This window comes from Halosolutus halophilus, from assembly GCF_022869805.1.
GTDB lineage: Archaea > Halobacteriota > Halobacteria > Halobacteriales > Natrialbaceae > Halosolutus > Halosolutus halophilus.
Window position 1 is genome coordinate 4,075,150 of record NZ_CP094974.1, and the last position, 16,909, is coordinate 4,092,058.

At 67.1% G+C, this 16,909-nt stretch carries 17 protein-coding genes; 6 read left to right on the plus strand and 11 right to left on the minus strand.

The genetic code is table 11. From position 1 onward, the window contains the following. Positions 1 to 47 precede the first annotated feature (47 nt). From MUG98_RS20150 to lipA, 5 genes are all read right to left on the minus strand, one after another. The gene (locus MUG98_RS20150; protein WP_265109205.1) at positions 48 to 1,652 is read right to left on the minus strand and encodes a 2-oxo acid dehydrogenase subunit E2; all 1,605 of its coding nucleotides are present in this window, start codon (positions 1,650 to 1,652) and stop codon (positions 48 to 50) included. Between the two features lies 1 nt (position 1,653). After that, positions 1,654 to 2,640: an alpha-ketoacid dehydrogenase subunit beta gene (locus MUG98_RS20155; RefSeq protein ID WP_265109206.1), complete on the minus strand. Its 987-nt coding sequence runs from the start codon at positions 2,638 to 2,640 to the stop codon at positions 1,654 to 1,656. Position 2,641: 1 nt separating this feature from the next. Continuing rightward, complete coding sequence (pdhA, locus tag MUG98_RS20160; protein WP_265109207.1) at positions 2,642 to 3,772, minus strand: pyruvate dehydrogenase (acetyl-transferring) E1 component subunit alpha; 1,131 nt, start codon at positions 3,770 to 3,772, stop codon at positions 2,642 to 2,644. A 398-nt stretch (positions 3,773 to 4,170) separates the two neighbouring features. Beyond that, positions 4,171 to 4,785, minus strand: coding sequence for a methyltransferase domain-containing protein (locus tag MUG98_RS20165; RefSeq protein ID WP_265109208.1), 615 nt, complete (start codon positions 4,783 to 4,785; stop codon positions 4,171 to 4,173). 173 nt (positions 4,786 to 4,958) lie between these two features. Next, positions 4,959 to 5,909: a lipoyl synthase gene (gene lipA / locus MUG98_RS20170; protein WP_265109209.1), complete on the minus strand. Its 951-nt coding sequence runs from the start codon at positions 5,907 to 5,909 to the stop codon at positions 4,959 to 4,961. Positions 5,910 to 6,020: 111 nt separating this feature from the next. Here lipA and MUG98_RS20175 point away from each other — a divergent pair, with 111 nt between their 5' ends. From MUG98_RS20175 to MUG98_RS20195, 5 genes are all read left to right on the plus strand, one after another. Continuing rightward, positions 6,021 to 7,439 (plus strand): MATE family efflux transporter, encoded by a 1,419-nt coding sequence (locus MUG98_RS20175; protein ID WP_265109210.1) that lies wholly within the window; start codon positions 6,021 to 6,023, stop codon positions 7,437 to 7,439. Between the two features lie 99 nt (positions 7,440 to 7,538). Next, positions 7,539 to 8,057 carry a PH domain-containing protein gene (locus MUG98_RS20180; RefSeq protein WP_265109211.1) on the plus strand — a complete coding sequence of 173 codons (519 nt, stop codon included), beginning with the start codon at positions 7,539 to 7,541 and terminating at the stop codon, positions 8,055 to 8,057. Positions 8,058 to 8,144: 87 nt separating this feature from the next. Then, entirely contained in the window at positions 8,145 to 8,744 is a 600-nt protein-coding gene (locus MUG98_RS20185) for a DUF7978 family protein (RefSeq protein WP_265109212.1), read from the plus strand. An 80-nt stretch (positions 8,745 to 8,824) separates the two neighbouring features. Further along, positions 8,825 to 11,242: a DEAD/DEAH box helicase gene (locus MUG98_RS20190; protein ID WP_265109213.1), complete on the plus strand. Its 2,418-nt coding sequence runs from the start codon at positions 8,825 to 8,827 to the stop codon at positions 11,240 to 11,242. A gap of 81 nt (positions 11,243 to 11,323) precedes the next feature. Next, positions 11,324 to 11,539 carry a YgaP family membrane protein gene (locus MUG98_RS20195; RefSeq protein ID WP_265109214.1) on the plus strand — a complete coding sequence of 72 codons (216 nt, stop codon included), beginning with the start codon at positions 11,324 to 11,326 and terminating at the stop codon, positions 11,537 to 11,539. A 38-nt stretch (positions 11,540 to 11,577) separates the two neighbouring features. On the opposite strand, the gene MUG98_RS20200 is transcribed toward MUG98_RS20195, so the two are convergent. The 3 genes from MUG98_RS20200 to MUG98_RS20210 all read right to left on the minus strand — a co-directional run bounded on the left by MUG98_RS20200 (position 11,578) and on the right by MUG98_RS20210 (position 13,788). Continuing rightward, positions 11,578 to 12,228: an HAD family hydrolase gene (locus MUG98_RS20200; RefSeq protein WP_265109215.1), complete on the minus strand. Its 651-nt coding sequence runs from the start codon at positions 12,226 to 12,228 to the stop codon at positions 11,578 to 11,580. A 90-nt stretch (positions 12,229 to 12,318) separates the two neighbouring features. After that, positions 12,319 to 12,915, minus strand: coding sequence for a DJ-1/PfpI family protein (locus MUG98_RS20205; RefSeq protein ID WP_265109216.1), 597 nt, complete (start codon positions 12,913 to 12,915; stop codon positions 12,319 to 12,321). Between the two features lie 81 nt (positions 12,916 to 12,996). After that, positions 12,997 to 13,788: an inositol monophosphatase family protein gene (locus MUG98_RS20210; RefSeq protein ID WP_265109217.1), complete on the minus strand. Its 792-nt coding sequence runs from the start codon at positions 13,786 to 13,788 to the stop codon at positions 12,997 to 12,999. Between the two features lie 95 nt (positions 13,789 to 13,883). On the opposite strand from MUG98_RS20210, the gene MUG98_RS20215 reads away from it, so the two are divergent. Then, a complete protein-coding gene (locus MUG98_RS20215) occupies positions 13,884 to 14,192 on the plus strand; it encodes a MazG nucleotide pyrophosphohydrolase domain-containing protein (protein WP_265109218.1) in 309 nt (102 codons plus the stop codon). A 25-nt stretch (positions 14,193 to 14,217) separates the two neighbouring features. Here the strand turns inward: MUG98_RS20215 and MUG98_RS20220 are convergent, their stop codons facing one another. The 3 genes from MUG98_RS20220 to MUG98_RS20230 form a co-directional block, all read right to left on the minus strand. Next, entirely contained in the window at positions 14,218 to 15,393 is a 1,176-nt protein-coding gene (locus MUG98_RS20220) for an HD domain-containing protein (RefSeq protein ID WP_265109219.1), read from the minus strand. Positions 15,394 to 15,482: 89 nt separating this feature from the next. Next, positions 15,483 to 15,983, minus strand: a complete 501-nt coding sequence (locus MUG98_RS20225) for a P-loop nucleotide/nucleoside kinase family protein (protein ID WP_265109220.1) — start codon at positions 15,981 to 15,983, stop codon at positions 15,483 to 15,485. 104 nt (positions 15,984 to 16,087) lie between these two features. Next, the gene (locus MUG98_RS20230; protein ID WP_265109221.1) at positions 16,088 to 16,795 is read right to left on the minus strand and encodes a hypothetical protein; all 708 of its coding nucleotides are present in this window, start codon (positions 16,793 to 16,795) and stop codon (positions 16,088 to 16,090) included. Between the last annotated feature and the right edge of the window lie 114 nt (positions 16,796 to 16,909).

A 16,909-nucleotide genomic window follows, 5' to 3' on the forward strand; every position in this document is an offset into this window, starting at 1 on the left:
ACTCTTCGTAGTCGTAGTCATATTCGTAGTCGTAGGTTGGTATTCGATCACTCGAGCAATAGCAGTTCGGGGTTCTCGAGGTACTCCATCACGGTGTTCGTAAACTGTGCGCCGACCGCGCCGTCGATCAGACGGTGATCGAACGACAGCGACAGGGTCATCACCGATCGCGGTTCGATCGACTCCGTCCCGTCCTCGTCGGTCACCACGCGCGGTTTGCGCTTGATCTCGCCGATCGCGAGGATGCCCGATTCGGGATAGTTCAGGATCGGCGTGGCGTACTCGCCGCCGATCCCGCCGACGTTCGTGATCGTGAACGTCGATCCCTGCAGTTCGCCGGGGCTGATCGATCGCTCGCGGGCCTTCGTGACGAGTTCGTTCATCTCCGAGGACAGTTGCAACAGGCCCTTCCGATCGGCGTCCTCGAGGACCGGCACCATCAGTCCGACGTCGGTCGCGGTGGCGACCCCGATGTTGTAGTAGTCGCGGTAGACGACCTCCTCGTTCTCGTCGTCGATGACCGCGTTCATCTCGGGGTACTCCTTCAGCGCCGCGACGACGGCCTTCATGATGAAGGGCATGTAGGTCAGCCGGATGCCCTGGTCCTCGGCGCGGGACTTGAGCCGATCGCGAGCCTCGACGAGGGCCGTCACGTCGACCTCGTCGTGGTGGGTGACGTGGGGCGCGGTGTACTTCGACTCGACCATCGCGTCCGCGATCGTCTTGCGGACGCCGCGGAACGGTTCGCGCCGTTCGCGCTCGCCGGGTGCGAACTCCGTTCCTTTCTCGGCTTCGCCGACCGGTTCGCCGGCCTCGATCACCTCCCGATCCGCTTCTTGGGCCTGCCGCTGTGCCTCGGCGTACTCCCGGACCGCGTCGGGCGTGACGAACGCCTCGCCGTCGCGTTCCTCGTCCGTCGGGACGGCGTCGATGTCGACGCCCTCCTCCTCGGCGAGTCGACGAGTCGCGGGCGCTGCGAGCGTTCTGTCCCGATCGGCCGACTCGACCGATGTCGACCGGGCCTGGATCTGCTGACCGCCACCCGCAGTCCCGGTCGCTGCACCGCCGGACTCCGCCGTGGACGCGTCGGCGGTCGGTTCGGGTTCGGCCGTCGCGGCGGCTCCCGACTCGTCGGTCTCCGCGTCGGCCTCGACTGCCCCGCCGCTCGCTGCAGCCTCGACGTCCGCCGCGGTGATCCGACCGCCGGGACCGCTCCCCTCGATCGTCGAGAGGTCGATCCCCTCCTCGCGGGCCATCCGGCGCACGCGCGGGGGAGCGAAGACGCGATCGTCCGGCGTCTCGACCTCGCCGGTCTCGGTCCCGGTCGCGCCGGGATCGCCGGCGGGTTCGCCTTCGTCGGCGACCTCGGCTTCCTCGTCGGCGGCAGGTTCGGCCGCGGCTTCGGCCGCCTCGCCCGCCACGTCGAACGTGATGAACACCTCGCCGACGGGGATCACGTCGCCCTCCTCGTAGTGCAGTTCCCGCACGGCCCCGTTTACTGGCGCGGGTACCTCCACGAGGGCCTTGTCGGTCTCGACCTCGGCGACCGGCTGATCCTCGCTGACCTCGTCGCCCGGCGCGACGAGCCACGAGACCAGTTCGCCCTCGGCGACCCCCTCGCCGACGTCGGGGAGTTTGAACTCGCGAACCATGTTAGAACTCCACGGCGTTCCGGATGCCGTCCTCGACCCGTGCGGCCTCGGGCAGGTAGTAGTCCTCGAGCGCGTACAGCGGGAACGGCGTGTCGAAGCCGGTAATGCGCTCGATCGGCGCTTCCTGGTAGAGCAGGGCCTTCTCCTGGATCGTCGCGGTGATCTCCCCGGCCAGCCCGCCCGTCTTCGGGGCCTCGTGGACGACCGCGGCGCGACCGGTCTTCTTGAACGACTCGACGATGGTGTCCTCGTCCAGGGGCGACAGGGTTCGCAGGTCGACGACCTCGACGTCGATCTCGCCCTCGAGGTTCTCCGCCGCCTCGAGGGTCGGCCGGGTCATCGCACCCCACGTGAACACCGAGATGTCCGAGCCCTCGCGGCGAACCGCCGCCTCGCCGAGCGGCACCTCGTACGGTTCGTCCGGGACCTCCTCGCGGAAGGCGCGGTAGATGAGCTTCGGTTCGAGGAAGACCACCGGGTCCGGCGATCGGATCGCGCTCGTCAGCAGCCCCTTCGTGTCGTACGGCGTCGAGGGGATGACGACCTTGAGCCCGGGCTGGTGGACGAACATCGCCTCCGTCGACTCGGAGTGGTGTTCGGGCGCGCGGATCCCGCCGCCGTAGGGGGCCCGGACGACCAGCGGACACGTGTATCGCCCGCGCGAGCGCGTTCGCAGGCGCGCGGCGTGGGAGACGATCTGGTCGAACGCCGGGTAGATAAAGCCCAGGAACTGGATCTCGGGCACCGGCCGCATCCCGTAGGCGGCCATTCCGATCGCGGTCCCGACGATACCCGACTCGGCGAGGGGCGTGTCGATCACGCGGTTCTCGCCGAACTCGTCGTACAGCCCCTCCGTCGCGCGGAAGACGCCGCCGTTCTTCCCGACGTCCTCGCCCATGACGACGACGTCGTCGTCGCGTTCCATCTCGCTGTGCAATCCGTCGCGTACCGCCTGTACCAGGGTGAGATTTTCCGATTCTGCAGCCATGTTAGCCCTCCAGTAACGCGTCGTCGCCGTGGCGTTCGCGTACCGATTCGAACCATTCGAGCTGTTCCTGTAATCGTTTGGGCATGCCGTCGTAGACGTGCGCGAAGATTTCTTCGGGGTCGGGGCGTTCGACGGACTCCGCCTCGTCGATCGCCGCGGCGACCTCGTCGCTGATCCGCTCCTCGATCGCGTCGACGCGTTCGTCGTCCAGCAGCCCGTGGTTCCGCAGGAACATCTCCATCCGCGGGATCGGATCCTTCTGCTTCCAGCGTTCGACCTCCTCGTCGTCGCGGTAGACGGAGGGGTCGTCCGCCGTCGTGTGCGCGCCGAAGCGGTACTGGACGGCCTCGATCAGCGTCGGCCGGGTCGCACTCCCGGGAGACTCGTCCTCGACCGCGTCCGGATTCTTGGCCTTCTTGACGGCGTCGCGGGTGACCTTGTACACCGCGAGCGGATCCATCCCGTCGACCTGGACGCCCTCGAACCCGTAGGCGGTCGCCTTCTGGGCGATCGTCTCGCTGGCCGTCTGGCGTTCGCGGGGCACCGAGATGGCCCACTGGTTGTTGTTACAGAAGAACACGTTCGGCGTGTCGAAGACGCCCGCGAAGTTCAGCCCCTCGTGGAAGTCACCTTCCGAGGTCGCGCCGTCGCCGAAGTAACAGATGAACGCCTTCTCTTCGTCCCGGAGTTTCGAGGCCCAGGCCGTACCCGTGGCGTGGGGGATCTGGGTCGCGATCGGGACGGCGACGGTGAAGATGTTGGCGTCCGGGGGGATCTGGTTACCCTGCTCGTGGCCCATCCAGTACAGCAGGGTGCGTTTGAGCGACATGCCGCGAACGAGCGAGACGCCGTGCTCGCGGTAACTGGGGAAGAGCCAGTCCTCCTGATCCAGCGCGTGGGCGCTTCCGATCTGGGACCCTTCCTGACCCGACAGCGGCGGATACGTTCCCATCCGGCCCTGTCGCTGGAGGCTGACCGCTCGTTCGTCGAAGTGTCGCGCCAGGCGCATCTGCTCGTACATTTCGACGAGTTCGTCGTCGGCCAGTTCCGGCACGTCGGCACCTTCGAGGACTCGACCGGTGTCGTCGAGGATCTGTACTCGCTCTCGGGGGTCGCGCTGTATCGTACTCACGGGTTTACCCACCTGCGCATACCCAAACGAATTATCGCTCGCGTTAAAGGATTTTCGTAAATAGTTTACTATCAAAGAGATTCTTGCGACGCATACCGGGAGGTGTCCGGTGATCCGACCTCGAATCGATCGTTCGTCAGGAATCGAGGGCACCGGACGCGAGTTCTCGAAATGTTTGTGAACTAATTGTCGGAATAGTGGACGCACGGTCGCTCACCGCGGGAGTACGGATCCACAACACCGACGGAATCGTCAGCCGACGTGTGGATACGAGGGCTTACTCGCGGCCGATCGAGCGGATAACCAGCCGTTACGCCCCCGTCACCGCGTTTCGTGTCCGTGGAAACGAGTCGACTCTCGGGAGGCGCTGGGTCGAGAAGACGGAGCCCTGTATCGGTCTAACTCGGGTTCCGTGCGAACAGTATCTCCGCCGCGTGTCGGTGCGGTTCGTCACCCGAATCGTCGTCAAAAACGAAAGTTTCGACTCGCACGATCTCCCACTCCTCGTAATATTCCGCCAACTCCCCCTGGGCGTAGAAGTGCTCGTTTTCCGTCCAGTCCGGCGGCGTCGGAACCTCGGGGTGGTCAACGAACGCGAACATCGCGTGAATCCCGTCGGCAGTCGTCTCGTTTTTGAATCGGTCGAACTGGCGTTCGCGATTCTCGGGACGAATATACTGGATCGCCCCGGTCGAGTAGACCACGTCGACCGAGTCGGGGAGGGTGGCGTCGTTTGCATCGGCCTCGATCGTGCTGAGCGTCACCCCCCGACTCTCGGCGAGTCGCTCCGCCTTGGCCAGTCCGTTCGGTGAAACGTCCATCGCATACACGTTCCACCCCTGTTCGGCGAAAAACACCGCATCTCGTCCCTCTCCGGCCCCGATATCGATCGCCGTGAGCGTGTCTTCCGCGTCCGGTGCGGCTTCGACCGTTTCCCTGGCCAGTTCGTTCGGTTTCGTCCCCCAGTAGTACTCCTCACGACCGTACACGCGCTCTCGCTCATCGTATCGCATTATCCGACTTAGATCGTCCGTACAGTTGTGAGAAGCGATCGGTTCCGATCGCTACCGAACGGCTGTTGTACGCCCCGCACTGGAACCGAACGTCGACGGCGCCCCGAAACGAGACCCGCAGGGAACGTCTGCAGTCGCGGCGTTCGATCAACGACGGTGACAGGGTCGATTCGTCACTCGAGCGCCGCCGTCCGCGCCCCTCGCCGCGCCTCGTCGACCGATTTCCCCTCGCGCAGAACGGCGTCGACGAACAGTTCGCCCGCCTTGTACGACGATCGGACCATCGGGCCGCTCGCACAGTACAGGAACCCTAGCTCCTCCTCGGCGACCCGTCGCCACGTCTCGTACTTGTCCGGGTGGTCGTAGCGCTGCACCTCGAGGTGGCTTCGCGACGGGCGGAGGTACTGGCCGAGCGTGACGATGTCGACCCCTCGCTCGCGACAATCCGCGAGCGTCTGGTAGATCTCGTGGTCGTACTCGCCGTGGCCGAGCATGATGGAGGTCTTGGTGTAGGTGTCCGATTCGCGATCGACCTGCTCTAACACCGACAACGACTGCTCGTAGCCCGCGCGTCGATCGCGGACGGGGAACTGCAACCGCTCGACGGTCTCGACGTTGTGTGCGATCACGTCCGGATCGGCCTCGATGATCTTCCGCACGAGGCGCTCCTCGCCCTGGAAGTCCGGAATGAGGACTTCCACGAGGATCCCGGGGTGACGGTCCTTGATCTCCCGAATCGTCTCCGCGAAGTGACCCGCACCCTGGTCGGGCAGGTCGTCCCGATCGACGCTCGTCAGGACCACGTAGTCGAGACCGATCTCGGCGATGGCCGCGGCGACGTTCTCGGGTTCGTCGGGATCGAGCGGTTCCATGCCACCGGTCTCGACGTCACAGAAGTTACAGGCGCGCGAACAGCGATCGCCCATCAGCATGAACGTGGCCGTCCCGCCTTCGCCGTTGCCGGTCCCTGCTCCGCCCGACCAGCACTCGCCGAGGTTCGGACAGTTCGCCTCCTCGCAGACGGTGTGGAGGTTCCGCTCCCGGAGCGTTTCGCGGATGTCGGTGAACTCCCGCCCCGACGGCGGCCGCATCTTCAGCCAGTCGGGCTTGCGAGCGGTGCTCATACCGGTACGTGGCGGCCACGGAAGAAAAACCGTTGTGGTCGCGGGCCCGTTCCTGAACAGATCAAACAATAAAAATATTTATTTTACGCATTATTCTTCAGTCCGAAGAGAATGTTCGATCTCGATCGCGACGAGATCACGAGCGGGCCCATTCCGAAGACGCTCGTGATCCTGGCCGTCCCGTTGCTCGTACAGAACCTCGTCCAGGTCCTCCAGCAGGTGATCGACACGCTCTGGCTCGGTCGCCACAGCCTGGAGGGGGTCGCCGCGGTCGGGGTGACGTTCCCGGTCGTGGGACTGGTGGCCGCGGTGGCCGTCGGCGCCGGCGTCGGCACCCAGGTCCTCGTCTCCCAGCGAGTCGGCGCCGACGAACTCGCACTCGGCCGGCGGGCCGCGGTCAACGGCGCCGTCGTCGGCCTCGTCGGCGGCTCGATCGTCGGCCTCGCGGTCGGGCTGCTCGCAGGACGGATCGTCGGCGTCTTCGGGGCGTCCGCGGTCGTCACCGAGTACGCGACCGCCTACCTCGCGACGTTCGCGCTCGCGGTCCCCGTGTTGAGCGCGAGCGAGGCGATCGAGTCGAGTTTCATCGGCTGGGGCGACACCCGGGCGGCCCTGTACATCAACGCCCTGGCGATCGCGGTGAATCTCGTACTCGATCCGTTCCTGATCTTCGGCTGGTGGAAGTTCCCCGAACTCGGCGTCGCTGGAGCCGCGCTGGCGACGGGGATCGGCTACGGCGTCGGCGTCGCGCTCGGGATCGGCATGGCGCTGCGCGGCCGCGGCGGATTCGTCGTCTCGCGGACGGACTTCGAACTCCATCCCGGTGACTGTCGCGAAATCGTCGACGTCGGTTGGCCGACCGCCGGCCAGTACGTCTCGAGCCAGTCGGCGCGCGTCGGGATGGTCTGGCTGGTCGCTCTCGTCGGGGGCGCGACGGGCCTCGCCGCGTACACGATCGGGGCTCGCGTCGCGACCGTCTCGTTCGTCCCGGCGATCGGGCTCCAGCAGGCCGCCCAGAGCATGATCGGTCAGAACCTCGGGGCGGAATACCCCGCCCGGGCCCGGCGAACGACGTGGACCGGCGTCGCCATCGCGAGCGGGGCGCTCACGGTCGTCGGCGCGATCCAGTGGGCGATCCCCGGCGCGCTGTCGGCCGCGTTCGTCCCCGACGCGACGGCGGCGGAACTCGCGGTCGCCGCGGAGTACCTGCGGATCCTCGCGTACGGCTACTGGGCGATCGGCGCGACGTACCTCCTGCAGGCGGGATTCAACGGGGCGCGGCGGACGCGGACGAGTCTGATCGCCACGCTGTTGCAGTACTGGCTCGTCCGGATTCCGGTCGCCGCGGGCGCGGCGTTCCTCCTGAGCATGGGCGTGACCGGCGTCTTCTGGGGCGTCACCGTCTCGAACGTCGTCGCCGCGATCGGCCTCGGGGGCTACTACTGGTTCGAGACGACGGCCGGGATGAACGAGCGCGCCGCGGAGACCGCGGCCGCAGAGGGCGCGGGGAGAGCCGAAGCCGCGGACTGACCCATCGTCCGATCGTCTGCTCGTCCACTCGCCCGCCCGATCGTCGGTAACTGACGCGCTGCAACAGTTTTACGGCGACGAACGGAATAGCAGGGGGTTATGGCCCCGGTGACGTCGGACTGGCTTCACCTCTCGGACGACGAGGAGGTGGTCTGGGAACGCCGGCCGCACCCGATCGCGATGGGGACCGGCCTGCCGATCGGGGTCGGACTCGCGGTGCTCGGATTTCTCCTGGTCGGCTGGGGCGCGGTCGACGGGATCGACCTCCTGACCCTGTTCGGCGTGCTCCTCGTGCTTGTCGGCACCGCGCTGGTCTTCGCTCGCTATCTCGTCTGGACGAACACGCGCTACGTCATCACGTCCGACGAACTGTACAAGAAACGCGGCGTCGTCTCGCGCGACGTCACCCAGTTTCGCCTCGATCGGGTCCAGAACACCAGCCTCCAGCAGCCCCCGATCGGTCGCCTGCTGGGCTACGGCGACCTGACGGTCTACACCGCCGGCTCCGGCGAACCGGAGTTGACGTTCGAACGGGTCCCGGATCCCGATCGGGCCGCGAGCCATCTCAACGAGCAACTCGGCCAGCCGCCGGCGGACAGGGATTACACGGCCGTCTGATTTCGATCCCCGATCCGGAATCCCGCACCGATCGCCCGATCGAGAACACAAGATCCATTGCAGCCAGTATGGTCCGTACCCGACACGATGGCACAACAGTCACTGACGTCGACGGGTCGCACTCGATCGGGAACCACGAGCGTCGCGGCGAGCGCCGGGATCGGCGTACTCGCCGCCGCGATCGGCTATCTCGTCACGTACGCGCTGATCGGGAGCGAAGTCGGCGACGAGTTCGGCGACGGCGTCGCCGAGTGGAAAGCCGTCGCCTGGTACTTCTACAACGCGCACATGGTCGACGTGGAGGCACGCGGCGCGATCGGCGGGATCGGCGGGACGGATACCGTCGACTTCATCGCCCAGTCGGGCAGCACGAACGCCGAGTTGCTGTACCTGGTGCCGCCGCTCGTCCTCCTGCTCGTCGGTGCGATCCTCGCGTTCCAGTGGGACGTACGCGACGTCGGCGAGGCCGTCGTGGCCGGCGCACCGGTCACGATCGGCTACGCCGTCGTCGTGGGCCTCGGGGCGATCGTCGCCGAGTCGAGCGCCGAACGGACGTTCTTCGGGATCGAAGCGAGCGGATCGATGGCTCCCGAACTCGTGCCCGCGATCGTACTCGCCGGACTCCTCTACCCGCTCGTCTTCGCGACCGCGGGTGCCGTTCTGGTGACTATCGTACGATCCCGGTGATCGAGTTCACGAGGACCTCGCACGGCTAGCTCACGACTCGAAGGAAACGCCTTTGACCGGGCGCTTCTCGTGTCCGTATGATGGAGGTCGCCGAGGTTCTCCCCGAATTCGCCGACGCCTTCGCCTTCGAGGAGTTCAACCGGATGCAACGCGAGGCCCTGCCCGCCTTGCTCGAGAGCGAGGAGAACGTGGTCGCGAGCGCGCCGACGGCCTCGGGCAAGACCGCGCTCGCGGAACTGGCGATCTGCAAGGCGCTCGCCGACGGCGGCACCGCGCTCTTTATCGCGCCGTTGCGAGCCCTGACCAACGAGAAAGAGGACGACTGGGACCGCTTCGAGGAACTGGACTACTCCGTCTACGTCGTCACCGGCGAACGCGACCTGAACCCGCGACGCGCGCGCCACGCGGACATCCTCGTGATGACGCCCGAGAAACTCGACTCGGCGACGCGCAAACACGACTCCCGCCGGTACGACTTCGTCACCGACGTCGACGTCTGCGTCATCGACGAGGTTCACCTGCTCGACGCCGATCGGCGGGGTTCGGTCCTCGAGGTGACGATCTCTCGCCTCCGGCGGCTCTGCGATCCCCGGATCGTCGCGCTGTCGGCGACGATGCCGAACGTGGACGACGTGGCGGCGTGGCTCGACGCCCCCGAGGAGACGACCTTCGAGTTCGGCGACGAGTACCGCCCCGTCGACCTCAACGCGGGTGTCAGGACCTACACGCACGGCGAGAACACCTTTGCCGACAAGTACCGGCGGCTCTACAGGGCGCTCGACCTCGCGGAGCCACACCTCCGCGAGGACGGCCAGACGCTCGTGTTCGTCTCCTCGCGACAGGACACTGTGCAGGCGGCCAAGAAAGCCAGAGACGAGATCGCCGAGCGCGACCTCGCGATCGGCCCGCGCGGCGACTACGACTTTCACGCCGAGTCCAAGGCGGCGCTCGAGAACGACACGCTCCGGAAGTCCGTCCTCGACGGGGTCGCGTTCCACCACGCGGGCCTCTCGAAGAACGATCGCGACCTCGTCGAGGAGTGGTTCAAGGAGGGCCGCATCGAACTGTTGTTCTCGACCTCGACGCTCGCGTGGGGCGTCAACCTCCCCGCGCGCTGCGTCGTGATTCGCGACACGAAGATCCACGATCCGCTCGAGGGCGAGGTCGACATGAGCCCGCTGGACGTGCTCCAGATGCTCGGACGGGCAGGTCGACCGGGCTACGACGACGTCGGCTACGGCTGGGTCGTCTGCGATACGGCAGAGGCCGACAAGTACCGCCGTCTGCTCCGGGACGGCAAGGAGATCGAGTCCCGCCTCGCGGAGAGTCTCGAGACCCACCTGAATGCGGAAATCGCGATGGGAACCATCACCGACCTCGAGGACGTGATGGACTGGCTCGAGACGACCTTCTACTACGTCCGCGGCCAGTCCAGGCCCGACGAGTACGAGTTCCCGAACCTCCGCGGACGCGTGCGTGACTGTCTCGAGGACCTCGTCGATCGCGGCTTCGTCGAGATGGACGACGCCGACCTCTCGATCGAGGCCACGGCGCGGGGGATGCTGGCCTCGAAGTATTACCTGCGCCTCGAGACGGCGGCCCGGTTCGCCGAACTGTGCAATCGAGTCGCGGACGGGGACGCGAAACTCCGGACCGGAGACGTCCTCGAGGCGGTCGCGGCTGCCCAGGAGTTCGACTCCGTCTCCGCCCGCCAGTCCGAACGCGACGCGATCAACGCGGTGCTCGTCGGCCGTGACACCGGAGACCTCGACGCTGGCGATCGGAAGGTGCTCGCGATTCTCCGGAGTGCGGCCAACGGCTCGATCCCCTCGGAACTGCGCAGCGACGCGTGGGTGATCCGCCAGAACGCGACGCGACTCGTCTCGGCGCTCGGCGCGTTCCTCGATCGGTTCGCGGGCCCGCACGCGGCGAACCTCGCCCGGCGGACCGAGGCGCGCATCGAGAACGGCGTCGCCGAAGACGCGGTCGGCCTGGTGGCGATCGACGGCGTCGCGTCGGGTCGGGCGAGCAAACTCTCGAAAGAGGGGCTGTCGACCCCCGGCGACGTCGTGGCCGCGGGCGTCGAGGGACTCGTCGACGCCGGCCTCTCGGAAGGGGTTGCCGAAGGCGTCATCGAGGGTGCGCAGTCGCTCCCTGCGATCGAACTCGAGTGGGGCCAGTTCCCCGACGCGATCGGAATCGGCGAGAACGAGGTCTGCGAGGTGACGGTCCGGAACGTCGGCGAACCCGCCCGGGCCGGGATCCGCGTGACGGTCAACGACCGGGGGAGCGACGCTCCCTCGAACCGATCGGGAACCGACGGTCCCGATGACGGGGTCGAGATGACGAGTACGAACACCTACCTTCGAGACGCTGAAACGGTCCCCATCGGCGTCTTCGGGGCCGACGCGGACGAACTCGAGTTTACGGTGAGCGTCGCCTTCCCCGAGGAGCCTCTCCTCCCGATCGAGGAGACGCGAACGGTCCGGGTCGAGTGAGTCGGCCGACCGCCGTCCCGATCGGAACCGAACGTGAACAATTTTGTCGTCCGTCTTCGTACGTCCGAACCGGGTGCGAAAATGGAACGGAACGTCGGCGGTATCGATCGGATCGGGCGCATCGTCATCGGTGTGGTGGTCGCAATCGCCGGGATCGCTGCACTCGCAGGCTACTGGGCCGTCGGAGCCGTCATCGGTATACTGGCGCTCGTCGTCGGCGGCATCCTCTTCGTGACCGGAACGACCCAGAAGTGTCCCATCAACGAGGCCGCCGGAATCGACACGACCGAGGACTGACGGGGCCGCCGGAATCCAACACGACCGAGGATCCCGCCTCACTCGGCCAGCCGAAGTACTTCTTCGCGGAGTGTCGCCGCGTCGTCGACGACGACGTCCGCCGGTGAGAGATCGATGTCACCGTGGGCGTCGATCCGGTAGGCGACGACCGTCGTCCCCGCTCGCGCGGCCGCTTCGACGCCGTTTTCGGAGTCTTCGACGACGACGCACTCCTCGGCTGGCACCCCGACCTCGGCGGCGGCGTACTCGAAGACGTCGGGCGCGGGTTTGCTCGCAGCGTCGATCTCGTCGGCGCTGATGACCTCGTCGAACTCGCCCGCGAGGTCGAACCGATCGATCACCAGTCCGATCCAGTCGTGGGGCGACGAGGAGACGAGTGCGGTGGAGACGCCGCGGTCGTCCAGGGTCTCGAGCAGATCGTGGAGGCCGTCGAGCGACTCGACGCGCTCGGTGTAGAGCGACTCTGCGGTGGCTTCGAACCGATCGATCCAGTCCTCGCGAGAGATGGCCGTCTCGTACTCGTCGTCGAGGTAGTCGTAGATTTCGCGGAAGTTCATCCCGCTCACTTCGGCGAGATCGACGTCCGCGTCCGGAACAGCCGTCGGAAGCAGTTCCTCGCGTTCGAACTCGACCCAGTAGTCCTCGCTGTCGACGAGGACGCCGTCCATATCGAACAACACGGCAGTCATGTGGTCACGACTATTCTCCGCGATCGGATAGCCGTTAGGTCGGCGGCACGCGACGATTCGATCTGCGGTCGGTCCTCCCTACGGGCGACCCTATCCGAAGATCTCGCCGCGGCGCTCGTGCTCCATCTCTCGTTCGACGTCGCTGGCCACGTCCTCGCCGAACTCCCGCTCGAGGAGCCACAGCGCCAGGTCGATCCCGGCGGTGACGCCGCCTGCAGTGAGCACGTCGCCGTCGTCCACGACCCGCGCGTCGACCACGTTCGTCGCGTGCGCTTCGAGGTCGTCGACGGCAACCTGGTGTGTCGTCGCCGGCCGGCCGTCGAGGAGATTCGCCTCCGCGAGGATCATCGCGCCGGTACAGACCGAGGCGACGGTCGCCCCGTCCGCGTAGCGCTCGTCGACGACGTCCGGCAGGACGCCGTCATCGACGATGGCCCGGACGCCCTCGTTCGCAGTCGTCCACCCGCCGCCCGGCACGATCAGCAGGTCCGGGTCCCCGAGCGTGCCGTCCGGTTCCACCCGCAGTTCGTGGCTCGCCGTCACGAGGGCGGTCTCCTCGAGCGTGACCAGTCGGGTCTCGATCGACGCGCCGGCGTGCGCGCCGTTCTCGAGGACCTCGTAGGGACCGATCGCGTCGAGTTCGTCGAAGCCGTCGAACAGCACGATTTCGGCGTCGATCTCTGTCATAGTGAGCGTGTGAATCGATCGGACCAAGGATATTGTGCCTGCTGGAACCGGTCGATCGGCGACCGGGTCTCCGCGACGTCGTCAGTCGACACGGTCCGGGACGACGTCCACGAGCGCGTCGCGAAGTTCGCCGGTCCCGGCACCGACGAACCAGGTATCCCCGCTCGCCGTCCGGAGGCCGCTCTCCGCCGCGAACAGTTCCCCGAGCAGTTGCTCTTCCCGATCGGGCCGGTAGCAGACGATACCGTCCAGTCGCCCCCGGGCGAGCAGCCCCCAGTGAACCGTCGGACTCCAGCTCTCGAGGCGGCGCTTGCAGCGGTCCTCGATGGCGCGATTGATCGTCTCGGAAACCGACCGCCGGTCGGGCTGGCGTTTCACGTCGTGGCCGATGACCGAAACCACCGTCGCGGTCGAGGGTCCGACGTCGGTTTCGGCGTCGCTATCGACCCTGACGGGGTGGCCGTTGTACCTGACGCCCTCGTCTCGCCGTCCCACGTACAGGTCGTCGAGCAACGGGACGTAGACGATCCCGAGTACTGGGTCGCCGTCGGCGAGCACCGTCACCGCCGAGGCGAACGACGGGAGTCCCGACTCGAAGTTGTTCGTGCCGTCGAGCGGATCGACGAGCCACTCGCAGGCCCCGCTCCCCTCGTGGTAGCCGGACTCTTCCGCGCGGATCGGGTGCTCCGGGAACCGCGACCTGACGACGTCCAGCATGCGGCGTTCCGCACCCGTGTCCGCGCTCGATTTCACGTCGTGTTCGCGGCGGTCGACGTCCGTCCCCCCGGCTCGATAGGTGTCGCGCAAGTACCGCCCGCCTGCAGTACAGGCCTCGATCGCGACCGACTCGATCTCGGAGAGCGAAGCGTTCATGAGTCGGGTAGTTCGTCGATCCTCCGACTTGAGTGTTGTCCTCTCCGACAGGTAGGATTCGTATCATTCTTCGGGCAACCTGTCTTTGACCGGGTATGGACGAGAAACAGCGACAGGTCGCCGACTTCGTCGAGGCGCACGGACTCGAAACGCCCCCCGCGTACCGGCTCCTCGATCTCGTCTCGGAGGTCGGCGAGCTCGCGAAAGACGCGAACGAGTCGACCGGTTACGGGACGACCCCCGAGACCGTCGCGATCGAATCGGACGAGATCGGCGACGCGCTGTTCGCCCTGCTGGCCGTCGCCGAGTCGCTCGATATCGACGCCGAGGAGGCACTCGAGACGGCCATAGCGAAGTACGACGCCAGAATGGACGAGGGCGGCTCTCCGGGGTCGGGGGCCTGACGGCAGGTAGCGGATACGCGCGGGATTACGGTGCCGGATCGCCGTCGACGTCGAGCACCGTCGCCGCCGCCTCGCGAACGGCGTCGAGGTCGACCGGCGGGGCGTACACCCCGAGTCGCCAGATCTCGCGTGCACAGGCGTCGAGCCCGGCGACGAGCGACGAACGCGTCTCGAGCCGACGCGGCTCCCCGTCGACGACGACCCTCGCTTTCGACTCGGGCGAGGAGGGATCGCCCGGACTGTCGAGGATCACGGCCGACGGGGCGACGCCCGCCTCGCTCGCGATCTCTCGCTCGAGGTCGCGCGTCCGATCGTACTCGATCTCGACGAACCGATCGGGGACGGCGTCGCGCCTGGCCCACAGCGCCCGCTTGTAGAGGGACCGTTCGCGGAGCCGGCGGGCCAGGTCGGCCGTCGGCTCGTGGTCGGCGAGCGTCGCGAGCAGTTCGTCGTCGGTCAGCCGCGCGAACGACTCGGGGGCGAGGACGCCGTCCGCGAGGAGGCGCTCGCTCGCCCGATCGAGCATCGAGCCGGCGATCCGCGAGACGTGGTGGCGGTAGACGGTCGCGTTCATCAGCGTCCGGGCGATCAGCGCGCTCTCGGCGGTCGCGACGTTGCCGTCGGCGAGGGCGAGTTCGCCGTCGACGATCCGGAACGCCCGCACCAGTCGCGCGTGGTCGATCGTCCCGTAGGGGACGCCGGTGTGATGGGCGTCACGCACCAGGTAGTCCATTCGATCGACGTCGAGCGCGCCGGAGACGAGGTCGCCGAGCGGACCGCGGCCGTCGACGGTCGCCGCGACGGCCGCGGGATCGAGCCCCTGCTCTTCGAGGGCCGTCCCGAGTTCCGTCTCGGCGAGCAGCCACTCGATCTCGTCGTGGTGGCGACCCAGGTGGCGCTCGATCGCGGGTTCGGTCTGGTGACCGAACGGGCCGTGACCGACGTCGTGAACCAGCGCCGCGGCCCGGAGACGATCGGCGAGCGACGACTCGAGATCGAGCTGGTCGACCGCGTTCGAGGCGAGGTGGTAGACGCCGAGGCTGTGTTCGAACCGGGTGTGGTTCGCGGAGGGATAGACGAGCTGGACGGTGCTCAACTGCCGGACGTAGCGGAGCCGCTGCATCGGCGCGGTGTCCAGCAGCGCCTCCGCGACGGGGCCGAGTTCGATGTAGTCGTGGACGCTGTCCTTGATCGTCGTCATGGGCAGTACACTCGCGAGCGGGGCCTTAGCCGCGGTGGTCTCCGGCGAGCGCAAGCACGCGGGCCGACGGCACACGGTATCGCCGACAGCTACAGCACCGAGCGATCGATCTGCTCGTAGGTGGCCTCGAGCGATCCCGAGTTGTCGATCACGACGTGGTCGCGCTCGATCGGGTCGAACGCCCGCCGGAGTTTCAGGTGTTCGTCGAACGCGGCGTCGCTGACGGATTCCGTCCGCTTTTCGATGCGTTCCCTGACGACGTCGACGTCGCAGGTCACGCGCACGAACTGCGGCGCGGCGTCCGCTTCGCGTGCAGTCGCGGCCGCCCGATCGCGAAACCGTTTCGAGCGGAACGTCGCGTCGAGGACGACGTCCGAGTCCGATTCGAGGGCGTCCCGAGCGCACGCGAGCAGTTCCTCGTAGGTCGCGACGGTCTCCTCGGGCGTGTAGCTCGGGTCCGGGAACAGCCGTTTTCGAACCTCGTCGCTGCGGTATCGTTCCGCCGGCAGCCGCTCTGCGGTGTAAGCGGACGCTGCGGATTTGCCCACCCCCGGCAGCCCACAGTAGACGATCAGCGTTGGACGGTGCACGGTCTCTCATGGCGGGGACCGGTACTAAATCGAACCGGTTCCGGAGCCCGTTCTCGCCGGTCTGCCGTGGTCACCGGAGCGCCGTCGGTACTGGAGCCGCGTCGTCACCGGAGTCCCAGCTCCCGCGCTCGTCGGCAGAACAGGTCCGAATCGGCCACGTCCGACTCGAGGGCGTCCGGATCGTACTCGAGGGTGGGTGGCTCGCGGTCGCTTTCAGGCAGGTGAACCGATAGCTCGTGCCGGCCGACGGCCGAATCGGCCGCGTCGACCACCGTCACGTCCGCGGCCGTCACCTGGACGTCGAGCGCGTCCCGGACTGCCCGGGCGAGTCGCTTCTCGGCGTGGGTGTAGCCGGGGAGGCTCCGTTTCACCGGCGCGGGCACGTCCGAGAGGTACGCTTCCGGCGCGTCGTGGAGCAAGCCCCAGCGCTGGGCGGCCCGACTGCCCCCGCGAGCCTCGACCTCGCGGCTCACGTGCACCGAGTGGCGCGCGACGCTGTAGAAGCGTATTCCCTGGCCCGTGAAGCGACTGAGATTCGACAGCGCGTGGGCGACGTCGTCCAATTCGATCGCCGCCGGATCGGGGTCGAGCGGAGTGATGGTCTCGCCCGATATCGTATCGATCGCACCGTGACCGCCGTTCGTCGCAGCGAGGAGGTTCTGTAACTCCCCCGCGACGGATTCGACCCGGCCCCGAAACTCGTGGTCGGTCCCGTCGGCCGAACGGAGTTCCTGCCGCAGCGCCCCCAGTTCGTCCTGGAGGGCACCGAGACGCCGAGAGATGGCTCCGGTGTCGTCGTCCGGATCGACCATACTGGTCGTCAGCGGAGACACTCAATAAATGTGTTCCGTCGTCGGCACCGAAAGGTCACCAGATCGATCGCCACTGGATCGCGCATTCGTCCGTGAGTTTAAGTACGAATCCGC

Coding starts and splice junctions, on each gene's coding strand:
- MUG98_RS20150 (WP_265109205.1), bottom strand. CDS start 1,652: ATGGTTCGCGAGTTCAAACTCCCCGACGTCGGCGAGGGGGTCGCCGAG.
- MUG98_RS20200 (WP_265109215.1), bottom strand. CDS start 12,228: ATGACTGCCGTGTTGTTCGATATGGACGGCGTCCTCGTCGACAGCGAG.
- MUG98_RS20165 (WP_265109208.1), bottom strand. CDS start 4,785: ATGCGATACGATGAGCGAGAGCGCGTGTACGGTCGTGAGGAGTACTAC.
- lipA (WP_265109209.1), bottom strand. CDS start 5,909: ATGAGCACCGCTCGCAAGCCCGACTGGCTGAAGATGCGGCCGCCGTCG.
- MUG98_RS20220 (WP_265109219.1), bottom strand. CDS start 15,393: ATGACGACGATCAAGGACAGCGTCCACGACTACATCGAACTCGGCCCC.
- MUG98_RS20155 (WP_265109206.1), bottom strand. CDS start 2,640: ATGGCTGCAGAATCGGAAAATCTCACCCTGGTACAGGCGGTACGCGAC.
- MUG98_RS20205 (WP_265109216.1), bottom strand. CDS start 12,915: ATGACAGAGATCGACGCCGAAATCGTGCTGTTCGACGGCTTCGACGAA.
- MUG98_RS20185 (WP_265109212.1), top strand. CDS start 8,145: ATGGCACAACAGTCACTGACGTCGACGGGTCGCACTCGATCGGGAACC.
- MUG98_RS20215 (WP_265109218.1), top strand. CDS start 13,884: ATGGACGAGAAACAGCGACAGGTCGCCGACTTCGTCGAGGCGCACGGA.
- MUG98_RS20195 (WP_265109214.1), top strand. CDS start 11,324: ATGGAACGGAACGTCGGCGGTATCGATCGGATCGGGCGCATCGTCATC.
- MUG98_RS20230 (WP_265109221.1), bottom strand. CDS start 16,795: ATGGTCGATCCGGACGACGACACCGGAGCCATCTCTCGGCGTCTCGGT.
- MUG98_RS20175 (WP_265109210.1), top strand. CDS start 6,021: ATGTTCGATCTCGATCGCGACGAGATCACGAGCGGGCCCATTCCGAAG.
- MUG98_RS20210 (WP_265109217.1), bottom strand. CDS start 13,788: ATGAACGCTTCGCTCTCCGAGATCGAGTCGGTCGCGATCGAGGCCTGT.
- MUG98_RS20180 (WP_265109211.1), top strand. CDS start 7,539: ATGGCCCCGGTGACGTCGGACTGGCTTCACCTCTCGGACGACGAGGAG.
- MUG98_RS20190 (WP_265109213.1), top strand. CDS start 8,825: ATGGAGGTCGCCGAGGTTCTCCCCGAATTCGCCGACGCCTTCGCCTTC.